General features: G+C 63.2%; 21 protein-coding genes and 2 pseudogenes. 19 read left to right on the top strand and 4 right to left on the bottom strand.

Features of this window, described 5'->3' with window-relative positions; genetic code table 11:
- Positions 1 to 161: 161 nt before the first annotated feature.
- The 6 genes from NMG70_RS23135 (at position 162) to NMG70_RS23110 (ending at position 5,993) form a co-directional block, all read left to right on the top strand.
- On the top strand, positions 162 to 557 hold the full coding sequence (locus NMG70_RS23135) for an AGROH133_08824 family phage infection protein (protein ID WP_254026667.1): 396 nt from the start codon (positions 162 to 164) through the stop codon (positions 555 to 557).
- 246 nt (positions 558 to 803) lie between these two features.
- Entirely contained in the window at positions 804 to 1,364 is a 561-nt protein-coding gene (locus tag NMG70_RS23130; RefSeq protein ID WP_254026666.1) for a F0F1 ATP synthase subunit delta, read from the top strand.
- Positions 1,364 to 2,893 (top strand): F0F1 ATP synthase subunit alpha, encoded by a 1,530-nt coding sequence (gene atpA, locus NMG70_RS23125; protein WP_023800086.1) that lies wholly within the window; start codon positions 1,364 to 1,366, stop codon positions 2,891 to 2,893. The genes NMG70_RS23130 and atpA overlap by 1 nt, the downstream gene beginning before the upstream one ends.
- Before the next feature lie 33 nt (positions 2,894 to 2,926).
- A complete protein-coding gene (locus NMG70_RS23120) occupies positions 2,927 to 3,811 on the top strand; it encodes a F0F1 ATP synthase subunit gamma (protein WP_254026665.1) in 885 nt (294 codons plus the stop codon).
- 73 nt (positions 3,812 to 3,884) lie between these two features.
- Positions 3,885 to 5,468 (top strand): F0F1 ATP synthase subunit beta, encoded by a 1,584-nt coding sequence (gene atpD, locus NMG70_RS23115; protein ID WP_254026664.1) that lies wholly within the window; start codon positions 3,885 to 3,887, stop codon positions 5,466 to 5,468.
- 117 nt (positions 5,469 to 5,585) lie between these two features.
- Positions 5,586 to 5,993 carry a F0F1 ATP synthase subunit epsilon gene (locus NMG70_RS23110; RefSeq protein WP_254026663.1) on the top strand — a complete coding sequence of 136 codons (408 nt, stop codon included), beginning with the start codon at positions 5,586 to 5,588 and terminating at the stop codon, positions 5,991 to 5,993.
- Between the two features lie 207 nt (positions 5,994 to 6,200).
- Here the strand turns inward: NMG70_RS23110 and NMG70_RS23105 are convergent, their stop codons facing one another.
- Complete coding sequence (locus tag NMG70_RS23105) at positions 6,201 to 7,685, bottom strand: mannitol dehydrogenase family protein (RefSeq protein ID WP_254026662.1); 1,485 nt, start codon at positions 7,683 to 7,685, stop codon at positions 6,201 to 6,203.
- Positions 7,686 to 7,847: 162 nt separating this feature from the next.
- On the opposite strand from NMG70_RS23105, the gene uxaC reads away from it, so the two are divergent.
- The 10 genes from uxaC to recQ all read left to right on the top strand — a co-directional run bounded on the left by uxaC (position 7,848) and on the right by recQ (position 17,251).
- Positions 7,848 to 9,257: a glucuronate isomerase gene (gene uxaC / locus NMG70_RS23100; protein ID WP_254026661.1), complete on the top strand. Its 1,410-nt coding sequence runs from the start codon at positions 7,848 to 7,850 to the stop codon at positions 9,255 to 9,257.
- A gap of 36 nt (positions 9,258 to 9,293) precedes the next feature.
- Entirely contained in the window at positions 9,294 to 10,271 is a 978-nt protein-coding gene (locus NMG70_RS23095) for a TRAP transporter substrate-binding protein (RefSeq protein ID WP_254026660.1), read from the top strand.
- A 102-nt stretch (positions 10,272 to 10,373) separates the two neighbouring features.
- Positions 10,374 to 10,901 carry a TRAP transporter small permease gene (locus NMG70_RS23090; protein WP_091600171.1) on the top strand — a complete coding sequence of 176 codons (528 nt, stop codon included), beginning with the start codon at positions 10,374 to 10,376 and terminating at the stop codon, positions 10,899 to 10,901.
- Positions 10,902 to 10,905: 4 nt separating this feature from the next.
- Positions 10,906 to 12,186 carry a TRAP transporter large permease gene (locus tag NMG70_RS23085; protein ID WP_254018672.1) on the top strand — a complete coding sequence of 427 codons (1,281 nt, stop codon included), beginning with the start codon at positions 10,906 to 10,908 and terminating at the stop codon, positions 12,184 to 12,186.
- Positions 12,187 to 12,195: 9 nt separating this feature from the next.
- On the top strand, positions 12,196 to 12,972 hold the full coding sequence (locus NMG70_RS23080; RefSeq protein WP_254026659.1) for a FadR/GntR family transcriptional regulator: 777 nt from the start codon (positions 12,196 to 12,198) through the stop codon (positions 12,970 to 12,972).
- Positions 12,973 to 12,999: 27 nt separating this feature from the next.
- Positions 13,000 to 13,857, top strand: a complete 858-nt coding sequence (gene kduI, locus NMG70_RS23075) for a 5-dehydro-4-deoxy-D-glucuronate isomerase (protein WP_254026658.1) — start codon at positions 13,000 to 13,002, stop codon at positions 13,855 to 13,857.
- Positions 13,854 to 14,621, top strand: a complete 768-nt coding sequence (kduD, locus tag NMG70_RS23070; RefSeq protein WP_254026657.1) for a 2-dehydro-3-deoxy-D-gluconate 5-dehydrogenase KduD — start codon at positions 13,854 to 13,856, stop codon at positions 14,619 to 14,621. Before kduI ends, kduD begins: the two co-directional genes overlap by 4 nt.
- 18 nt (positions 14,622 to 14,639) lie before the next feature.
- A complete protein-coding gene (locus tag NMG70_RS23065; RefSeq protein ID WP_254026656.1) occupies positions 14,640 to 14,978 on the top strand; it encodes a cupin domain-containing protein in 339 nt (112 codons plus the stop codon).
- 300 nt (positions 14,979 to 15,278) lie between these two features.
- Positions 15,279 to 15,407 (top strand): hypothetical protein, encoded by a 129-nt coding sequence (locus tag NMG70_RS32695; protein WP_301555176.1) that lies wholly within the window; start codon positions 15,279 to 15,281, stop codon positions 15,405 to 15,407.
- Complete coding sequence (gene recQ / locus NMG70_RS23060; protein WP_254026655.1) at positions 15,407 to 17,251, top strand: DNA helicase RecQ; 1,845 nt, start codon at positions 15,407 to 15,409, stop codon at positions 17,249 to 17,251. The genes NMG70_RS32695 and recQ overlap by 1 nt, the downstream gene beginning before the upstream one ends.
- 36 nt (positions 17,252 to 17,287) lie before the next feature.
- Here the strand turns inward: recQ and NMG70_RS23055 are convergent, their stop codons facing one another.
- Positions 17,288 to 18,247, bottom strand: a complete 960-nt coding sequence (locus NMG70_RS23055; protein WP_254026654.1) for a DUF1186 domain-containing protein — start codon at positions 18,245 to 18,247, stop codon at positions 17,288 to 17,290.
- 178 nt (positions 18,248 to 18,425) lie between these two features.
- Here NMG70_RS23055 and NMG70_RS23050 point away from each other — a divergent pair.
- From NMG70_RS23050 to NMG70_RS23040, 3 genes and pseudogenes are all read left to right on the top strand, one after another.
- Positions 18,426 to 19,478 (top strand): annotated as a pseudogene (locus NMG70_RS23050) (hypothetical protein).
- A gap of 193 nt (positions 19,479 to 19,671) precedes the next feature.
- Positions 19,672 to 19,899 (top strand): antitoxin MazE family protein, encoded by a 228-nt coding sequence (locus tag NMG70_RS23045; RefSeq protein WP_436798444.1) that lies wholly within the window; start codon positions 19,672 to 19,674, stop codon positions 19,897 to 19,899.
- Entirely contained in the window at positions 19,896 to 20,243 is a 348-nt protein-coding gene (locus NMG70_RS23040; protein ID WP_254026652.1) for a type II toxin-antitoxin system PemK/MazF family toxin, read from the top strand. The genes NMG70_RS23045 and NMG70_RS23040 overlap by 4 nt, the downstream gene beginning before the upstream one ends.
- A 104-nt stretch (positions 20,244 to 20,347) precedes the next feature.
- Here NMG70_RS23040 and NMG70_RS23035 read toward each other — a convergent pair whose 3' ends face one another.
- Positions 20,348 to 20,677 carry a hypothetical protein gene (locus NMG70_RS23035; protein ID WP_254026651.1) on the bottom strand — a complete coding sequence of 110 codons (330 nt, stop codon included), beginning with the start codon at positions 20,675 to 20,677 and terminating at the stop codon, positions 20,348 to 20,350.
- 120 nt (positions 20,678 to 20,797) lie between these two features.
- Positions 20,798 to 21,588: pseudogene (locus tag NMG70_RS23030) on the bottom strand (alpha/beta hydrolase).
- Positions 21,589 to 21,632 lie beyond the last annotated feature (44 nt).

The raw sequence follows: 21,632 nt of genomic DNA, 5'->3' as shown, positions 1-21,632 counted from the left end.
CGACACTCCGGTCTTCGATACGACGCGCATCCATACCGAGGCGGCGGGTGGTCCCTGCTGGGCTTGCGTGTTTCGGCAAATCGCCTACGCGCATCTGGCGCAGGTTTCTTGCTTCGCTAGAATGCCCGAAATTTCGAAACAGCCATTTGCGAGGGGACAGTATGGAATTTGCGTTTCCGTGGCCGATGAGCCAGGGCGAGTGGCTGGCGTGGTCGAGCGCAGTCGTGACCTTGCTGCTGGGCCTGCTGCTGTTCCTGGCGCCGGCGCTGGCTTTCCGGATACTCAGACTGCAGGTCAAGCCAGAGAAGGCGGCGGCGATCGCCGAAGCGCGCGGCAGGATGTCAGGTTTTTATCTCGGCGTCGGACTGTGCTGTGTTCTGCTTGCGCAACCGCTGCTCTACATGGCGCTTGGCTTTTCCTGGCTGTTCACCGCCTTCGGCCGCCTGCTGTCGATGATGTCGGACGGCGCCAACACACCTTTCAACTGGGCTTCCATCGTGGTGGAACTGGTGCTGGCGGCACTGCCGCTTGCCTTCGCCTTCGGCTTTGTGCCTTGAATCAAAGGCTAATTCGGGACCGGCGGTCAAACCGCAACGCCGGATGCGACAATAGTGCCTGAAAACCATGCGGGAGGACGCATTGCGGTCTTAAAATGCCTGTGCTAGACGGCAATCGACTTTCGGCCGGGGATAGCGGAAGCCGCGCCTCCGTGCTTGGAAAAATGCAGTAAGGTCAAAGATTTAGCCAGAGTTTTCGCTCGCGCCAATAATCTGCGGCCTGTCAGACAAGAGAAAAGACGGTCCGTGGCCCAATCGTCATCGCCAATCTCAGGTGTCGCAGAGCGCTATGCGGGTTCGCTGTTCGAGCTCGCGCTCCAGGCGAATTCGGTCGCCCAGGTTGAAGCCGACCTCAACAGTTTCGCGGCGATGGTCGAAGGCAGTGCCGATCTGACCCGCCTGATCAACAGCCCGGTGTTCTCCAGCGACGATCAGGCCAAGGCGATCGCGGCGATCGCCGATAAGGCAGGGATCACCGGCCTCACCGGCAATTTCCTGCGCGTCGTCGCCCAGAACCGCCGGCTGTTCGCCATCCCTGGCATGATCAAGGCATTCCGCCAGATCGCCGCAGAGCATCGTGGCGAGACCGCCGCAGAAGTGACCTCGGCGCATGCGCTGACCGACGCCCAGCAATCCGAGCTGAAGGCGGCGCTGAAAAGCGTTGCCGCCAAGGATGTCGCGATTACTGTGACCGTCGATCCGTCGCTGCTCGGCGGGCTGGTGGTCAAGATAGGCTCGCGCCAGATCGATACGTCGCTCAAAACCAAACTCAATTCGCTCAAGCTTGCACTGAAAGAGGTCGGCTGATGGACATCCGCGCCGCGGAAATTTCCGCAATTCTGAAAGACCAGATCAAGAATTTCGGCAAGGAGGCCGAGGTCTCCGAAGTCGGCCAGGTTCTGTCCGTCGGCGACGGCATCGCCCGCGTCTATGGCCTCGACAATGTCCAGGCCGGCGAGATGGTCGAGTTCCCCGGCGGCATCCGCGGCATGGCGCTCAACCTCGAAGCCGACAATGTCGGCGTCGTCATCTTCGGCGCCGACCGCGACATCAAGGAAGGCGATATTGTCAAGCGCACCGGCGCCATCGTCGACACGCCGGTCGGCATGGGCCTGCTCGGCCGCGTCGTCGATGCGCTCGGCAATCCGATCGACGGCAAGGGCCCGATCCAGGCGACCGAGCGCAAGCGCGTCGACGTCAAGGCGCCCGGCATCATTCCGCGCAAATCGGTGAACGAGCCGATGTCGACCGGCCTCAAGGCCATCGACGCGCTGATCCCGGTCGGCCGCGGACAGCGCGAGCTGGTCATCGGCGACCGCCAGACCGGCAAGACCGCGATCATCCTCGACACGATGCTCAACCAGAAATCGGTGCACGAGCACGGGCCGGAGAAGGAAAAGCTCTACTGCGTCTACGTCGCCGTCGGCCAGAAGCGCTCGACCGTCGCGCAGTTCGTGAAAGTGCTCGAAGAGCGCGGCGCGCTCGATTATTCGATCATCATCGCCGCCACCGCTTCCGATCCGGCGCCGATGCAGTTCCTGGCGCCGTTCACTGCCTGCACCATGGGCGAATATTTCCGCGACAACGGCATGCACGCACTGATCAGCTACGACGATCTGTCGAAGCAGGCCGTCGCTTACCGTCAGATGTCGCTGCTGCTGCGCCGCCCGCCCGGCCGCGAAGCCTATCCGGGCGACGTCTTCTACCTGCATTCGCGCCTTCTCGAGCGGGCCGCCAAGCTCAATGACGACAATGGCGGCGGTTCGCTGACGGCGCTGCCGATCATCGAGACCCAGGCCAACGACGTGTCGGCCTATATCCCGACCAATGTCATCTCGATCACCGACGGCCAGATCTTCCTGGAAACCAACCTGTTCTTCCAGGGCGTCCGCCCGGCGGTCAACGTCGGCCTGTCGGTGTCGCGAGTCGGCTCCTCGGCGCAGATCAAGGCGATGAAGCAGGTCGCCGGCTCGATCAAGGGCGAGCTCGCGCAGTACCGCGAAATGGCGGCCTTCGCCCAGTTCGGCTCCGATCTCGACGCCGCCACGCAGCGCCTGCTCAACCGCGGTGCGCGCCTGACCGAACTCCTGAAGCAGCCGCAGTTCTCGCCGCTCAGGGTCGAAGAACAGGTCGCGGTGATCTTCGCCGGAGTCAATGGCTATCTCGACAAGCTGGCAATCGACCAGGTCAGCAAATTCGAGCATGGCTTGCTCAGCCATATGCGCTCGGCCGGCAAGGAGGTGCTCGACGGCATCCGCAAGGAGAAGGCGCTGTCGGACGATCTGCGCGCCAAGCTGAAGGCGGAGATCGACACCTTCGCCAAGACCTTTGCTTGAACGAAGCCGGACGGACGGGATCAGGTTTGAAGCATGCCTTCATTAAAAGACCTTCGTAACCGTATCGCCTCGGTCAAGGCGACGCAGAAGATCACCAAGGCGATGCAGATGGTCGCCGCGGCGAAGCTGCGCCGCGCGCAGGAGGCGGCGGAAGCGGCGCGCCCCTATTCGGAGCGCATGGGCGCGGTGCTGGCCAACATCACACAGGCGATCGGCGGCGGCGGCGAGGCCCCGGCGCTGATGACCGGCACCGGCAAGGACGACGTGCATCTGCTCGTCGTCTGCACCGCCGAGCGTGGTCTATGCGGCGGCTTCAATTCGCAGATCGCACGCCTTGCCCGCGATCACATCCGCAAGCTTTTGGCAGACGGCAAGCAGGTCAAGATCATCTGCGTCGGTAAGAAGGGGTTTGACATCCTGCGTCGCGACTACGCGGCGCTGATCCTCGAGCGCGTCGATTTGCGCGAGGTGAAGACGCTGGGCTTCGTCAATGCCGATGCCATTGCCAAGAAAGTCATCCAGCTCTTCAACGAGGGCGGCTTCGACATCTGCACGCTGTTTTATTCGCAGTTCAAATCGGTGATCAGCCAGGTCCCGACGACGCAGCAGATCATCCCGGCAGGCGTGCCTACCGCTACCGCCGAAGCGACGGACGGCGGCAGTGCCGTCTATGAATACGAGCCGGAGCCGGGCGAAATCCTCTCCGACCTCATCCCGCGCAACATCTCCGTGCAGGTCTTTCGCGCTCTGCTCGAAAACGCCGCCGGCGAGATGGGCGCCAAGATGAGCGCAATGGACAATGCGACGCGCAACGCAGGCGACATGATCAACAAATTGTCGATCACCTACAACCGCCAGCGGCAGGCGCAGATCACCAAGGAACTGATCGAAATCATTTCGGGCGCCGAGGCGCTCTAGGCGCGCTCCGATGAAGGTCAGCAACCTTTAGGCGGATCGCGTGAGAAACAAAGAGACGAAAAGGGTAAAGACGATGGCGAAAGCAGCGACCCCAGAGAAGGCGGCCCCGAAGACCGCCGCGACGGCGGCAGCACCAGCAAAGGCTCCGGCAGCGGCAGCGAAGGCGGCTCCGGCGAAGAAGGCGGCAGCGCCCGCCAAGGCTGCCGCGGCGAAGGCGCCGACCGTTGCCATCAAGAAGACCGGCTTGGCCGGCAAGGTTCGCCAGGTCATCGGCGCCGTTGTCGACGTGCAGTTCGGCGAACATCTGCCGGCGATCCTGAACGCCCTGGAAACGTCCAATGTCGGCAATCGTCTCGTGCTCGAGGTGGCTCAGCATCTCGGCGAGAACACGGTGCGCTGCATCGCCATGGACTCGACCGAAGGTCTGGTTCGCGGCCAGGACGTCTATGACACCGGCGCGCCGATCACCGTGCCGGTCGGCCCGGGCATGCTCGGCCGCATCATCAACGTCATCGGCGAGCCGGTCGACGAGGCAGGCCCGGTCGACGGCATCGAGATGCGCTCCATCCACCAGCCGGCTCCGACCTATGTCGAGCAGTCGACGGAAGCGCAGATCCTGGTCACCGGCATCAAGGTTCTCGACCTGCTGGCACCCTATGCCCGCGGCGGCAAGATCGGCCTGTTCGGCGGCGCCGGCGTCGGCAAGACGGTGCTGATCCAGGAATTGATCAACAACGTCGCCAAGGCGCATGGCGGCTTCTCGGTGTTCGCCGGCGTCGGTGAGCGCACCCGCGAAGGCAACGACCTCTATCATGAGTTCATCGAGTCCGGCGTCAACAAAAAGGGCGGCGGCGAAGGATCCAAGGCGGCGCTCGTCTACGGCCAGATGAACGAGCCGCCGGGCGCGCGCGCCCGCGTCGGCCTGACTGGGCTGACAGTTGCCGAATATTTCCGCGACCAGGGCCAGGACGTGCTGTTCTTCGTCGACAACATCTTCCGCTTCACGCAGGCTGGCTCCGAAGTGTCGGCGCTGCTCGGCCGTATTCCTTCGGCCGTGGGCTACCAGCCAACGCTGGCCACCGACATGGGCGCGCTGCAGGAGCGCATCACGACGACGACCAAGGGCTCGATCACCTCGGTGCAGGCGATCTACGTGCCGGCCGACGATCTGACCGACCCGGCGCCGGCGACCTCGTTCGCCCACCTCGACGCGACGACCGTGCTCAACCGCGCGATTTCGGAAAAGGGTATCTATCCGGCCGTCGATCCGCTCGATTCGACCTCGCGCATGCTCGACCCGATGGTCGTCGGCGAAGAGCACTACCAGGTCGCCCGCCAGGTGCAATCGATCCTGCAGCGCTACAAGTCGCTGCAGGACATCATCGCCATCCTGGGCATGGACGAGCTGTCGGAAGAGGACAAGCAGACAGTGGCCCGCGCCCGCAAGATCGAGCGCTTCCTGTCGCAGCCCTTCTTCGTCGCCGAAGTGTTCACCGGCGCGCCGGGCAAGCTGGTCGATCTCGCCGACACCATCAAGGGCTTCAAGGGCCTCTGCAACGGCGACTACGACCACCTCCCGGAAGCCGCCTTCTACATGGTTGGCGGCATCGAAGAAGCGGTCGAGAAGGCACAGCGCCTGGCGGCCGAAGCGGCGTAAAGAAGCGAACTAAGAAGCGAATAGCGAATAGCGAATAGGGAGTAGCGAATAGGGCATATGAGCAGGCGAAATTCTTAGACTATTCGCTACTCGCTATTCCCTACTCGCTAAATTGGCATGGCTGAAGCTTTCAAATTCGAACTGGTCTCGCCGGAGCGCCTGCTGGTTTCCGAGCAGGTCGAATCCGTCGTTATTCCGGGCGCCGAAGGCGAAATGACCGTCATGGCCCATCACGCGCCGGTCATGACCACGATCAAGCCGGGCGTCGTCACGGTGAAGACAGCGGAAGGCAAGGCAGAGCGCTACGTCGTGTTCGGCGGCTTCGCCGACATTGTTCCGGCCGGCTGCACGCTGCTCGCCGAATCGGCGGTGCATGTCGCCGACATCGACCGCGCCGACCTTGCCCGCCGTATCCAGGAAGCCAGGGAAGACGTCGCCGACGCCAAGGACGACGAGACGCGCAGCAAGGCCGAGCAGTTCCTTAGCCAGCTCACCACACTCGAAGGCGCGATTTTGCCGGCATAGAGGGCGGGGCTATCCCTTAGCCATGCCAAGGCGGAACGTAGTCCGCGTGGGATTCAATGACGTCAGCCAAATAGTACGACGGCCCAGCATAAAAGCGGTTCCGTCGCGATCCTTCGCGCCACCCTCTGTCCCGCGGGCGTCAACGATCTTGGCCGCCGACACGGCTCTGATCTTCGGCAACCCGATTCGAGCAGGCACCAGATCTTCCTACGGCGTGTCGCCCTCAATGCCCAGCGCTGTGAAAGCAGCAGCCACCCCGCCCTGCCGCAGGCGTTCGAGATGGGCGGCCGCGAGGTCGATCAGCGTCAGGCGCTCAGCGCCGCCCTTGGCGAAGCCGGTCAGGTCGAACACCGCCGCCGCCGCTTCGCCGGCTGACAGATGCCGAGTGTCGAGTGCAGCTAATGCCTGGTCGAGCGGGTCGGTGAAATGGTTTTCCGGCAAGGCTTCGCCACGCGTCTCGCAGGCGGCGATCCAGGCGGCGACCACCAGCATCAGATAGGCGGGCGGGGCACCGCCGCTCATCCGCTCCATGGCCGAGGCAACGATGCGCTGCGGCAGTTTCTGGCTGCCATCGTTGGCGATCTGCGCCGTCCGATGCGCGAGGGCGGTGTTCGAATAACGCTTGGCGAGCTGGGCCGTGTAGTCGGCCGTATCGAGCCCAACGTCTTTCGGCAGCGTCGTGACGGCCTCGGCCCACAATCCGTCGACGAATTGCCGGATCGCCGGATCGGCGAAGGCGCGGTCGACCGTCTCAAAGCCGCTGAGCAGGCCAAGATAGGCGATGGCCGAATGCGAGCCGTTGAGCAGGCGCAGCTTCATGTCCTCGAACGGCCCGACATCACCGACCATGGTGACCCCGAACCTTTCCCAGGCCGGCCTGCCTGCCGGGAAATCGTCTTCGACCACCCATTGGCAGAACGGCTCGGTCATGACAGGCCAGGCATCCTCGACGCCGAGCTGGCCTGATATCCGTGACCGGTCGGCATCGGTGGTCGCCGGCACGATGCGATCGACCATGCTCGACGGAAATGCCACCTCGTCGGCGATGTGGCGGGCGAGATCGGTGCCGCGCAACGCGGCGAATTCGACCAGCAGCCGGTGCAGCGTGGCGCCGTTGGCCGGGAGATTGTCGCAGCACAGCACGGTGAATGGCTGGATACCGGCGGCGCGGCGGCGCGCAAGCGATTCGGCCAGAAAACCATGCGCCGTTCGGGGCATTTGCGGGTTGGCCAAATCGTGGACGATGTCGGGATGGGCTGCGTCCAGTCCGCCACCCGCCGCCCTGAGATAGGCTTTTTCGGTGATCGTCAGCGTGACGATGGCGGTGCCCGGGTCAGTCAGCGCGGCCAGCACCGCATCCGGATTTTCCGGGGCCACCAGCATCGACAGGATCGAGCCGACGACGCGCAGGCTTTCGCTGTCGCTGCTCCTGACCGCCAGCGTGTAGAGCCCGTCCTGCGGCGCCAGCGCATCGCGTGTGTCGGCGCTGCGCAGCGAGACGCCGACAATGCCCCAAGCCATTTCTCCCGCCGCCAGGCACTCGTCGACATAGGCTGCCTGATGGGCGCGGTGGAATGCGCCGACGCCGAGGTGGACGATGCCGGGCACGACACGGTTGCGGTCGTAACCGAGGACCGCGACCGAGGCCGGCAATGCCTGCCGCGTGCTGTTGGAAAGGCGTCTGTCTGTCATCGTCGAGCTCGTGCCGGGCGTGGCCGGCATGCGGCGTAACATCCGTTTCGTTCCCGCACAATGGGCTGACGTTGCGTTAAAGTCATCATACAACAATCTATTTTTTGTATGTTGACATTATTTCTTTCCGATCCTACCGATGGCCGGGTTGGGAGGAACGACGTGGCCGCATTGACCGATCCGGATTTGCTGTTTCCCTCGGAGGCGCGTCCGCTGTCGCTCGCCCGCGATCTTTACGCAGCTGTCAAGCATCTGCCGATCGTCAGCCCGCACGGTCACACCGATCCGCGCTGGTATGCGCTCAACGAGGCGTTTACCGATCCGGCGCAACTGCTTGTTGTGCCGGACCATTACATCTTCCGCATGCTGTTCAGTCAGGGCGTCGGGCTCGAGGATCTCGGCGTGCCAACGCTCGATGGCTCACCGGTGGAGACCGACGGCAGGACGATCTGGCGCCGCTTCGCCGAGCACTATTATCTGTTCCGCGGCACGCCGACGCGGCTGTGGTTCGACCATGTGCTGGCCCATCTGTTCGGCATCGAAGAGCCGCTGACGGCGGCAACCGCCGACCGCCATTACGACAAGATCTCTGCCTTGCTGCAGTGGGAGAATTTTCGCCCGCGAGCCCTGTTCGAGCGCTTCAACATCGAGGTTATCGCGACGACCGAAGGCGCGCTCGACGATCTCAGATGGCACCAGATGATCCGCGACAGCGGCTGGGAGGGCCGCGTCGTCACCGCCTATCGGCCGGACGCCGTCGTCGATCCTGATTTCGAAGGCTTTTCTGCCAATCTCGATCGGCTCGGCGACATCACCGGCTGCGACACCGGCACCTGGGCCGGCTATCTCGACGCCCATCGGCGGCGGCGTGCCTTCTTCAAGAGTTTCGGTGCGACCGCGTCGGACCACGGTCATCCGACGGCGGAGACCGCCAATCTGTCGGATGCCGCCGCGCAAGAGCTGTTCAACCGCATTCGCCGAGGCTCGGACGACGAGCGCGAGCGAAAACTGTTTCGCGCCCAGATGTTGACCGAGATGGCCAAGATGAGCCGCGACGACGGCCTGGTGCTGCAAATCCATCCCGGCTCCTGGCGCAACCATTCGCCTGCCGTCTTCCACAAGTTCGGCAGGGACAAGGGTTTCGATATCCCGACCAGAACCGACTATGTGACGGCGCTGAAGCCGCTGCTCGACTGCGTCGGCCTGGAGCGCGACCTCACCATCATCCTCTTCACGCTCGACGAGACCAGCTATGCGCGCGAACTGGCGCCGCTCGCCGGCGTCTATCCGGCGCTGAAACTCGGGCCGGCCTGGTGGTTCCACGACAGCGCGGAGGGCATGCGCCGGTTCCGCGAGATGACCACCGAGACAGCAGGCTTCTACAACACCGTCGGCTTCAACGACGACACCCGCGCCTTTCCATCCATCCCGGCTCGCCACGATGTGGCGCGTCGGGTCGATTGCGCCTTTCTTGCGCGTCTCGTCGCCGAGCACCGGCTCCGCGAGGACGAGGCGCACGAACTGGCGCAGGAACTTGCCTATACGCTCGCGAAAAAGGCGTACCGGCTCTAACGGCGCTTGCCGCCATCGTTCAAACGGGAGGAACCAATGCTGCATTTTTCTAGACTGGCGGGAGCTACGCTACTGGCCGCCGCACTGATGGCCGGAACGGCAAGCGCCCAGACGGTTCTGCGCTCGTCCGACACCCACCCGGACGGCTATCCGACGGTCGAGGCGGTCAAATATTTTGGCGAGCTTGTCAAGGAGCGCACGGCCGGCCGCTATTCGGTCGATGTCTATCATTCCGCGCAGCTCGGCGAAGAAAAGGACACGATCGAGCAGGTGCGTTCTGGCGTGATCGACCTCAACCGCGTCTCGATGGCGCCGTTCAATGGGCTCATCCCCGAAACCACGGTGCCCTCGCTGCCCTACATATTCCGCTCGGAAGACCATATGCACAAGGTCATGGACGGACCGGTCGGCGACCAGATCGCGGCGGCGTTCGAACAGGTCGGGCTGGTGCTGCTCGCCTTTTATGACGGCGGCGCGCGCTCCTTCTACAATTCGAAGAAGCCGATCAACTCTGTAGCCGATATGGCCGGCATGAAATTCCGCGTCATCCAATCCGACATCTTCGTCGACATGGTGGCGGCACTCGGCGCCAACGCGACGCCGATGCCGTATGGCGAGGTGTATTCGGCGATCGAAACCGGGGTCATCGACGGCGCGGAGAACAATTTTCCGAGCTACGACACCGCCAAGCATGCGGAAGTCGCCAAGTTCTATTCGCTCGACGAGCACACGATGGTGCCGGAAGCCTTCGTCATGGCGAAGTCGAGCTGGGACAAGCTGACGCCGGAAGACCAGGCGATCTTCAAGGCGGCCGCCAAGGAAAGCGTCGCCAAGCAGCGTGAGCTGTGGGCCGCCAAGGTCAAGGAATCGCGTGCCAAGGTCGAGGCGGCCGGTTCGAAGATTACGACGCCGGACAAGCAGCACTTCATCGACGCGATGGGCCCGGTCTACAAAAAGCACGTCAAGGACGACAAGCTGAAGGCGATGGTCGAGGCCATCAGGGCCGTGCAGTGAGCAAGCGGCGGCGCGGGCATTCCGCGCCGCCACCTCTTGCGGAGAGAACCAGTGACCTCCAGCTCAGAACAGAGACCGTCCCTGTCCGGCATCGCGCGGGTGATGTCGCGCGTCAGCACGGCGGCGCTGTGGATCGCCGGCATCGGGCTGGTGCTGATGACCGCTTTCGTCGCCTGGCAGGTGTTCGGCCGCTATGTTCTGAACCGCTCGCCGAGCTGGACCGAGCAGGGCTCGGTGATGCTGATGAGCTGGTTCATTTTCCTCGGCGCTGCCGTCGGGGTGCGCGAGAACTATCACCTCGGCTTCGACGTCCTGCTCTACGTGCTCCCGAAAGGCGGCAAGCGTTGGCTGAGGATGATCTCGGACCTCGTCGCGCTCGCCTTCGGCATCGGCATGATCTGGTACGGCAGCCAACTGGTCGCATTGACCTGGGGCGCCACCTTGCCGTCGCTGGGCATATCGGGGGGCTGGGACTACGTCCCGCTTGTCGCAGGAGGCGCGCTCATTGTGCTGTTCACGCTGGAGCGCATCGTGCTTCGACTCTCCGGTGCGCCGATTGACGACGCGCTCGATGAACTGCCGCCGGCGGAAGTCGCAGCTGAACTCGACACAGCGAACGTGAAGGTCTGACGCAATGGAACTCTGGATACTCTTCGGCGTCTTCACCGTTCTGATGCTTATCGGCACGCCGATCGCTTTCTGCCTCGGCGTCGCAAGCTTTGCCACCGTCCTCTACATGGGCCTGCCGCCGCTCATCGTGTTCCAGCGCCTGAATTCCGGCATGAGCGTCTTTTCGCTGCTGGCCATTCCGTTTTTCATCTACGCCGGCGACTTGATGGTGCGCGGCGGCATCGCCAGCAAGATCGTTGCCTTCGCTGGCTCGCTCGTTGGCCACGTGCGCGGCGGCCTCGGGCAGGTCAACATCGCGACCGCTACACTGTTCGGCGGCATTTCGGGCTCCGCGGTGGCAGAGGCAGCGGCGGTCGGCGGCTTGATGATCCCGCAGATGAAGGCGCGTGGCTATGGAGCGGATTACGCCGTCAACGTCACCTCGATGGCGGCGCTGATCGCGCTGCTCCTGCCGCCGTCGCACAACATGATCATCTACTCGATCTCGGCAGGCGGAAAGATCTCCATCGCCGACCTGTTCACGGCCGGCATCATCCCGGGCCTGCTATTGGCTCTGGCACTGATGATCACCGCCTATTTCGTGGCGCGCTCCCGCGGTTATCCGACCGAGCCGTTTCCAGGCTTCGCCGCCGTCGCTCACCTCTTCGCTGTCGCGGTGCCCGGCCTGCTGCTGATCGCGATCATCTTCGGCGGCGTGCGGTCGGGCGTTTTCACGGCTACCGAGAGTTCCTGCATCGCCGTCATCTATGCGTTGCTCGTTACTGTCCTGGTTTACCGGCAGATGACTTGGGAAGGTTTCGTTCATGCCACCCATGGTGCCGTGCGCACCACGGCCATGGTGCTGCTCATCATCGGCATGGCAGCGGCGTTCTCGTGGTTGATGGCCTTCCTGAAAGTGCCGGCAGCGCTGATAGCCTCCATGAATGCGATCTCGGAAGATCCGCTGGTCGTGCTTCTCCTGCTCAACCTCTTGATGCTGTTCCTCGGCACCTTCATGGACATGGGGCCGACGATCATCATTTGCACGCCGATCTTCCTGCCCGTGGCGCAGGCCTACGGCGTCGATCCGGTGCATTTCGGCGTCATCATGATCCTCAACTTCGGCATCGGGCTGAACACGCCGCCGGTGGGCGCGGTGCAGTTCGTGGCGTGCGCAGTGGGCAAGATATCCGTCTGGGAAGCGATGCGCTCGATCTGGCCGTTCTATGGGGCCGGCCTCCTGGTGCTGGGGCTCGTCACATACATTCCGGCCATCTCGCTGTGGCTGCCGAGCGTCTTCAAATAGGGGTTGGCAATGGCATCGGATACGGCGATCAGCCTAAAGATCGAACGCAAGCCCAAGCTGTCGGAGATCGTGGTCGCGGCGATCCGCAAGCAGTTGCAGGCGGGCGAGATCCAGCCGGGCCAAAAGCTGCCGACCGAGGGCCAGCTGACCGAAACCTTCGGGGTCAGCCGCACCGTCATCCGCGAAGCGCTGGCCAAGCTTGCCGCCGACGGTCTGGTCGAGCCGCGCCAGGGCGCCGGGGTCTTCGTCACCGAGCATATGTCGACGATGTTCGGCGCGCTTGCCGCCGACATGGGCAGCAAGGATTCGATCGCGCTCAACGTGCTTGAGGTGCGCCTGGCGATCGAGATCGAATCCGCCGGGCTCGCCGCTATCCGTCGCAACGCCGCGCAGGAAGCAGCGATCCAGGAGGCGTTCTTCGAGTTCGAGCGGCTGCTTTTGAACAGCGAGCCGACAGGTCCGGCCGACCTTGCCTTCCACCGGGCGATCGCCAGCGCCACCAACAATCCGTTTTATGTCGAGATGCTCGACGTGCTCGGCCGGCGCGCCATTCCTTGCGACGTGACATCGCCGTGGTCGACCGAACTCGCCCAATCCGACACCTATCAGCGCGGGCTGCAAGGCGAGCATCTGGTGATCCTGAACGCCATTACATCAGGCGATGCCGAGTCCGCGCGCGAAGCGATGCGCGCGCATCTCAGCGCCAGCCAGCAGCGCTATCGCGAGCGCCTGCAAGCACGTCAGATTTTCTATGCCGATTCGGTCAAGGCCGCGGCAACGGAATGATCAATGAGGCAGCCCAATGGGACAGCAATGAATCACACTGACAATCACACCGACTTCACCTCGCGCTTCGCCATCGACCCTGTCACCGCCGCGGCGATGGGGACGGACGAGCTTCGTCACAATTTCCTGATCGAAGGCCTGTTCCAGCCGGGCCGCATCGGCCTGACCTATACCCATTACGACCGCATGATCGTCGGCGGCGCCATGCCTGTCGGGACACCGCTTCCGCTGCAGGCGATCAAGCCGATCGGGACCAAGAATTTTCTCGATCGCCGCGAGATGATCGCCGTCAACATCGGCGGCGCCGGCATCGTGAAAGCCGGCGGCCAGTCCTACGAGCTGCAGCCGCGGGACATGCTGTATCTTGGCATGGGCGCCGATGAGGTATCGTTCGCCTCAGCCAGCCCAGCCGAGCCGGCCAAGTTCTATCTGCTCAGCGCGCCGGCGCATCAGAGCCATCCCAGCCAGCTGATCCGCATCGGCGATGCCAAGCGCCTCGACCTCGGCAGCCAGGAGACCTGCAACGAGCGCTCGATCTTCCAGTTCATCCATGCCGAAGGCGTGAAAACCTGCCAGCTCGTCGTCGGCATGACCGAGCTTGCCTCAGGCTCGGTCTGGAACACCATGCCGTGCCATTTGCATGATCGGCGCATGGAGGCCTATCTCTATTTCGACCTGCCGGAGACGGCGCGCGTATTCCATTTCATGGGCGAGCCGGATGAGACACGCCATCTCGTCATGCGCAACGAGGAGGCGGTGCTGTCGCCGGGATGGTCGATCCATTCGGGCGCCGGCACCTCCAACTACGCCTTCATCTGGGCGATGGCGGGCGATAATGTCGACTATACGGATGTCGACCCGGTAGCGATGGAAGAGCTGCGATGAGCGACCTCTCGGCTTTCAGCCTGGCCGGCAAACGCATTCTCGTCACCGGCGCCAACACCGGCATTGGCCAAGGCATCGCCCTGTCGATCGCGCGCGCCGGTGGTGCTGTGGTCGGCGTCGGCCGCTCGGCGATGGATGAGACCGCGGAAAAGATCGGCGCGGCGGGCGGCGGCTTCGAGGCGGTGCGCTGCGATCTTGCCGACCATGCCGCCGCCCAGGCGATGCTCGATCGCATCTGGGACGAAACCGGGCCGCTCGACGGGTTGGTCAACAATGCCGGGATCATCCGGCGCGCCGACGCCGTCGATTTGGGGCAAGCCGATTGGGACGATGTCTTAGACGTCAACCTGAAGACGGTGTTTTTTCTCAGCCAGAGCTTTGCCCGGCGCGTGCTTGTCGATCCCGGACGGCGCGGCAAAATCGTCAACATCGCCTCGGTGCTGAGCTTCCAGGGCGGCATCCGCGTCGCCTCCTACACCGCCTCGAAACATGGCGTGCTCGGCATCACCCGGTTGCTCGCCTGCGAATGGGCGTTGAAAGGCATCAACGTCAACAGCATTGCGCCCGGCTACATCGAAACCAACAACACCGAGGCGCTGCGTGCCGACCCGGACCGCAGCGCCGCCATTCTGGCGCGCATTCCGGCCGGGCGCTGGGGCGGGCCGGAAGACATCGGCGACGCGGCCGTCTTCCTGCTGGCGCCGGCGTCAAACTACATGCACGGCGCAGTGGTGCCGGTGGACGGCGGCTGGCTGGCCCGATGAGGCAATGAGGATTTGGCAATGACCGGAACGAAGATCTTTGCGCATGCCGGCGAGGCCGCGTGGACGCCGACCCCGGATGGCAACCGCCGGCGTGTGCTGCTGCACACGGACGAATTGATGATGGTCGAGTTCGGTTTCGAGAAGGGCGGTGTCGGTGCGCTGCAGTCGCACCCGCATGTCCAGGCGAGCTATGTCGCCGAAGGTCGCTTCGAGGTCACCATCGACGGCACCACCGAGATCATGGAAACGGGAAGCAGCTTCATCGTCCCTTCCAATCTGGTCCATGGCGTCAAGGCGCTCGAGGCCGGCCGCCTCATCGACAGTTTTACACCGCACCGCGCCGATTTTACTGACTGACAGTACGAGAACGCCCGCAGGTCACTGCGCAGCGGCAGCATATTCCGCAAACGAAAAGCCCGCGCCTCCGGAGAGACGCGGGCGTGTTGCCTGGGCGCTTGTGGCGCCGCGGTACTCAGAACATCACCGCAGGACCTGAACCTGCCGGATCATGGTGAAGATAGGATTAATCGGCCCGAGCCGTTGCGCGATATTCACAGCCAAATCGAATAGAGCCTGGAATCAGGCTGGCATATCCGCCAATGGGGGGGATACCTTTTCAGACGGTGGCGACCGAGACAGGACTTGAGGAGCGTTCGAATGTTCGACTCGGCCATCCAGGCAGTCACCCGGCGATTCGCCAGGGAGCTTTGGCAGGTCACGCCGCCGCTGCTCGCAGCCGTTCCCACGCTGCCTTTTTGGGCGGCGCCGATCGTAGAATTTCCCTGATGCAGGTAGCGGCGGCGAGCGTCCCGGCGGAGGATCCCAAGCGGCGCGTCCTGAAGGACGTGTTCGGCTTCGACGATTTTCGTCCCGGCCAGGACGCCGTGACGGAGGCGCTGCTGGCCGGGCGCCACGTGCTGGCCGTCATGCCGACCGGCGCTGGCAAATCGCTCTGCTACCAGGTCCCGGCGCTGGTCCTGGGCGGTCTCACCATTGTCGTTTCGCCGCTCGTGGCGCTGATGCAGGACCAGATCGCCGCATTGCGTCTTGCCGGCGTGGCGGCCGATACGATCAATTCCTCACTCGACCGCGATGCCAATGTCGCCGCCTGGCGCCGCGTTGCGGCGGGCCAGACGCGCCTGCTCTATCTTGCACCGGAGCGGCTCATGACCGCGCGGATGCTCGAGGCGCTTGCCAGGCTCGACATCCGGCTGATCGCCGTCGACGAGGCGCATTGCATCTCCCAATGGGGCCCGGCGTTTCGGCGTGAGTATGAAGAGTTGTCGCGGCTGCGCGACATTTTCCCTTATGTGCCGATCATTGCGCTGACGGCGACGGCGGACGAGGCGACGCGCACCGATATCGCCGGACAGCTGTTCGCCGGGCGCGTCGAAACCCTGGTGCTGGGTTTCGACCGGCCGAACATCAAGCTTGGCATCGAGGCCAAGCAGGACAGCAAGCGCCAATTGCTGAGCTTCGTGCAGCGCCATGCCGGCCGCAGCGGCATCGTCTATTGCCTGTCGCGCAAGAAAACCGAGGAGATGGCGGCGTTCCTCGAGAAGAACGGCGTGCGCGCGCTCGCCTATCATGCCGGCATGAGCAAGGACGCGCGTGAAGCGAATCAAAACGCATTCATGACCTTGTCGGGCGTGGTGATGGTGGCGACCATCGCCTTCGGCATGGGGATCGACAAGCCTGACGTCGCCTATGTCTTCCATACCGATCTGCCGGGCAGCCTCGAAGCCTATTATCAGGAAATCGGGCGCGCCGGCCGCGACGGGCGGGCCGCCGAGGCACATATGCTCTTCGGTCTCGGCGACATTCGCATGCGGCGGCTTTTCATCGACGACGAGGACGCGCCGGCGGAGCATAAAAGGCGCGCGCATGGTCGGCTCGATACGCTGATCGGTTATTGCGAAACGGCCCAGTGCCGTCGCCAGATCCTGCTTGGCTATTTCGGCGAATCAGCAATGCCTTGCGGCAATTGCGACAACTGTCTTGACCAGACGCCGCATTCGGATGGCGAGGCGGAGGCGCGGATCATCCTTGCTGCCATCGCGCAGACCGGCGAGCGCTTTGGTGCTGGCCATATCGTCGATGTTCTGTTTGGCCATGAAAGCGAGAAGGTCCTCGCCAGGAACCACCACAGGCTTGCCAGCTTCGGGACCGGTGTGGCGCACAAGAAGGATGTCTGGCAGTCGCTGATCCGCCAGCTCGTCGCGGGAGGGTTTCTGACCTTGGACCCAGGCGGCCATGGCGGCCTTGCCATAGCCGAAAAGGGCCGTGAGCTGGTCCGTGGCGAGGTCCCGTTCCGATATCGCGTAGAGGTGCGGAACCGCGCGGCACGAGGCAAGACTCGTCCCATCCCGAATGCTGCCGCGGGCACGGAAGGCCTGGATACCGCGCTTTTGGCCACGCTCAAGGCGGTTCGGCTGCGTCTGGCCCGGGAGCGCCAGGTGCCGGCTTTCGTCATCTTCTCCGATCGTACACTGATCGATATGGCCGAACGCTGCCCGCGCGACCTCGACGCCTTCGCCGCGGTCAACGGCGTCGGCGCCGCAAAGCTCAGGGAATTCGGCGAGATCTTCCTCGGCGCAATCGCTGCGCACCAATCCGGGGTTTCGGTCTGAGACAGCCAAAGATCAAATCCGCGGTGCTGCAGCAGGTCAGTTTGCGAGACAGCATTTCTTCGCTTTCTTGCCGCTTCCACAGGGACACGGATCATTTCGTCCGACATGGCGCCAAGGGTTTGTGACCGGCGCTGTCAGGCTCGACAGCTCGTCGAGCCAAGTTTGTTCCGGCAAGGGCGATTGCAAATCTTCCTCACCAAAATACTCAAGGTGGCTGGTCCATTCCAACGCTTCAAGCACATCGTCGATATAGCCGAGACCGGCGCGCTCGAATCGATCGATGTCGTTCGGGCTTTGCTCGGCGGTCAGGAGATCGTCTTCGAAATCACTGCGGTCGATTATCCCTTCGGGGATGCGGCCGTCGTCCCATGCGCTGTAAACAAGCGACGCCAGATCGCGCAAGCCAAGCCGGGCGATTGCCTCCAGCCAGGCGATCCAGGCGAAATCGTCGTCATCGGCCAGCCTCTCGGTGTGGAATCTCTCGAGAAAATCTCGCATTTGGTCACGCTCGATGCGGCCTTCCCAGGTCAGGAAGGTCGCTGCGCCCAATACTGCATCGCGGACGAATTCATCGACAGAGCGGTCGCTGATCAAGCTGAACAAAGCGTCGGCGTCGCCATCAAATACGCCGGCGACGATACGCGCCATGCTCTCGGTCACCACGTCGCCGAGCAGGTCATCGAGGTCGCGTCCCGGCCGGCGCAGCAGGCGCAACAAGGGCCCGAACGTTCTAGTGTCGCGAGCGCCGCCCAGAATGTAGATGCCTCGCAAGAGCAGCATCTCATCATCCCGCGACAGATGCTTTCCTTCGGCCGCTCTTGTGAGGACGGCCCGCAGCGCGGGAGCGGATTCTTCGATCCTTGTGATGCAGTGAATGATTGCGACGTCCGGCAGTTGCTGTTCGCTTGCCACGGCACGCAGTTGATCTTCTATCGGACCCAGATCGAAGCCGGGCCTGCCACTGCCAAGGATCGTTTCCAGCTCTTCCTTCTTCATGGCATCCTCGCTGTCGTTCGCACTTGGCAAATCTACGACAGACCGGCTGCCTTTCAACAGTTCATCCGCCGCATGAACGGCAAATACCTGTGCAGAAGGTCTCAGACTCGCGGGATCGCTTCGACAAAGCTCAGTCCCTGAACTGACTTGTGAGACGAGGATCGGCTATGAAGCTGCTATGAGCGAATACCAATATTACGAGTTTCAGGCGGTCGATCGTCCGCTCAGCGAAGCGGATCGTCAGGTCTTGCGCGGTTTGTCGACGCGGGCGCGGATCACCGCCACGAGCTTCACGAATTCCTACGACTGGGGCAACTTCAAAGGCAATCCGGTCGAGTTGATGGAGCGCTGGTTCGATCTCCATCTCTATCTGGCCAATTGGGGCACGCACCGCCTGATGATCCGCCTGCCGATTCGACTGGTCGACCGGCGGCGTCTCGACGGATTTTTGCAAGCGGCCGATTGCGTCGATGTCACGACATCGGGTGAGATCTGATCGTCGACATCGAGTGCGAGGAGCTGGAGCCCGAGCACTATTGGGACGACGAAGTGGACTGGCTTGCAGCGCTCGCACCGCTGCGCGTCGACGTGCTTGGCGGCGACCTGAGGCTTTTCTATCTGCTTTGGCTGATGGCGGTCGAGGCCGGTTCTATCGAGCCGAACCAGGCGGAACCGTTGCCCGGGATCGGCCCGATGACTGGCGCGCTCGACGCTTTCGCGCGGTTCTTCCGTCTCGATGCCGATCTCGTCGAGGCGGCGGCCGAACGTCCCGCCGGCGCGACGGCGGAGGACCGATTGTCACCGGATGTCATCCGTCGTTCCGTTGCCGCCTTGCCTGACCGTGTGAAAACGGCGCTGCTTGCTCGCGTGCTCGAGGGCGATCCGCATGTTGGAAACGAGCTTCGGGCGCTCGTTCGGGATCGCCAGGAGACCTCGGCGGCTCGACCCGCCGACGCTCCGCGCTCGGCCGGCGAACTGCGCGCCCCGGAGGCCGAAAGGAAACGGCGGCAGGCGGAAGAGCCACGCGCCCGCCGCCCGGCTCGATGCGATCATGCGGCGCGGCGAAATCGTGTGGCGCGAGGTGGAGACCGAAATCGAGCGCCGCAACGCTTCCGGCTACGATACGGCCGCCGGTCTTCTGCTCGACCTCAAGGCGATTGCCGAGGAGCGGGGCACGATTGGCGACTTCGCCCGCCGGCTGCAGGCGATCCGCGAACGGCATAGCCGCTAGGGAAGCTTCATCGAACGGCTGAAGCCAATAGGATAATTTGGCACGCAATAGCAGCGAGTCACAGCCGTTGTCGTAGCCCCGGTGTGGCTTTCCGATGAGGACTGGTCAAAGCTCGCCCTCTGCAATAGGTTACATGTAACTATTAGCAGGGAGAATCGTCATGGCCTCGGCATCGAAGCCTAAGTCGTCAGGCATGAAGGTGCGGGAACATCGTGAACGTCTGCGCCGGCAAGGTCTGCGCCCGATACAGATCTGGGTGCCTGACGTGCGTGCGCCGGCCTTCCGTTCGGAAGCGCATCGCCAGTCGCTGGCGGTCGCGGCAAGCGCCCATTCAAACGAGGATCAGGCGTTCATCGACGTGATTTCAGATTGGGACATGATTTCGGATTGGGACGCGATATCGGATTTGGGTGATGAATGAAGCGTGGCGATATCTGGACGGTCGCCGGCGGCAAGGATTACGCCGGCAAACCGCGTCCTGTCGTCGTCATCCAGGATGACAGTTTCGATGCGACGGATTCGATCACCATCTGCGGCTTCACCACCGACGAGACGGACGCCCCATTGTTCCGTCTGGCCGTCGAACCGAACGAGCGCAACGGGCTGCTCGCCGTCTGCCGACTGATGGTGGACAAGATCACCACGGTCCCGAAGTCCAGGATAGGCGCAAATATCGGGCGGTTGGATGACGCGGACATCCTGCGCCTCAACCAGGCCGTTATCGTTTTCCTCGGCTTGGCCGTGTCGCCGAGACTGAAGCCGTGACGGCGAGGATGATCGAATTCACGGAGCCGTCGAGCCTCGGCTGCAATGCCATGTCCTGCGAAATCGGTCATTTTCGGCTGCAGGCTCTCACGCCGGCGCCGCAATCAGCACTTGCTCCGTCTCACCGCCGTGATCGCAGCCTGCTGTTGCCGCAAGCGCTCAATTCTCGCGCTCTGGCGGGCAGTGACGGTAGTGGCGACGCGCCGGGCGCCCCATAGCCAGTTCGGAATGTTGGTTTTCGCGACTTTGCCCCGGGTGATCGCTGTCGCCGACAGCTCCTTGGCGACTTCGCCCATGGCCACGTTGAGCTCGACGCAACTCATTCTGTCGTATTTCGCGGCATCAAAGGATGCATGGAAGGGCGACGCGCAACCTCCGAGAAGGGCGAGGGCGAGGCTGCAGATCAGAGGCGTGGCTGGCGAGATGACTTTCATTTTTCTCAGCAGATTTGACGCCGGGCGGGCGAATACCAGAGAAATCCTCGATCCCGGACCGCCGAGCACTCCCGAGGTTCTGCATAATTGAAGCATTGTGAAGCTCTACAACACTCTGTTCTACGCGTCATTCCTCCTATTCATCCTCGAAGAATTTCGAGAGAGCCGCTGCGGTCTGGCGAGGGTGCTCTTCTGGAAAGAAGTGCCCGCCCGGAACCGGGCCCCCTGCAACGCTGTCGGCCCATTTCCTCCAGATAGCCAGCGGTCCGCCTTTCTCCGCATACAGGTCTCCAGGCCGCCTTGGCTACTCCACAGTGCCAGAAGCGGACACGTAATGCGACGGCCGTCTATCTGGTCCAGCGCGTCATGTTCACGATCGATCGTGGCAGCGGCCCGATAGTCTTCGCAAATCGCATGAATATGAACGGGATCGCGAAGCGCCTTGACATAGGCCTCCCTGACCTCTGCAGAGAACATTTCTGCCGGCGATCCCCACTGCACAATCGCATTGTCGACGATGGCATCGGGCGCCGCGCCTATCAGTCGCTCCGGCAGCGGTTCCGGTTGCGCAAGAAGGCTCCAGGGCCAGAAGCCGAGAGCCAGTCTGGCGTCCGCCCTGTCCCACGCGGCGGCGGTCGGGATGACGTCGAGGACCGCGACCTTGGATATCTCATTGGGGTGATCGAGCGCCAGGCGATAGGCGACCCGCCCGCCACGATCGTGTCCGGCAATCATGAACTGCTCAAATCCCAGCTGCTGCATGACTTGAACCATGTCTCCGGCCATGGCGCGCTTGGCGTATGGGCTTGATCGGCAGAGGAAACCGGGCAGCCGCTTTGCCCATAGCCTCGAAGATCGGCGGCAATCACCGTAAAGTTGTGCGCCAAGGCCACTGCGATATCCCTCCACATCAGATGCGTTTCGGGAAAACCATGAAGGAGCAGCAGCGGTGGGA

The sequence above is a fragment of the Mesorhizobium ventifaucium genome (assembly GCF_935822925.1).
Taxonomy (GTDB): domain Bacteria; phylum Pseudomonadota; class Alphaproteobacteria; order Rhizobiales; family Rhizobiaceae; genus Mesorhizobium; species Mesorhizobium ventifaucium.
The sequence above is the reverse complement of the archived record's forward strand: the minus strand, read 5'-3'. Positions and strand labels throughout refer to the sequence as shown.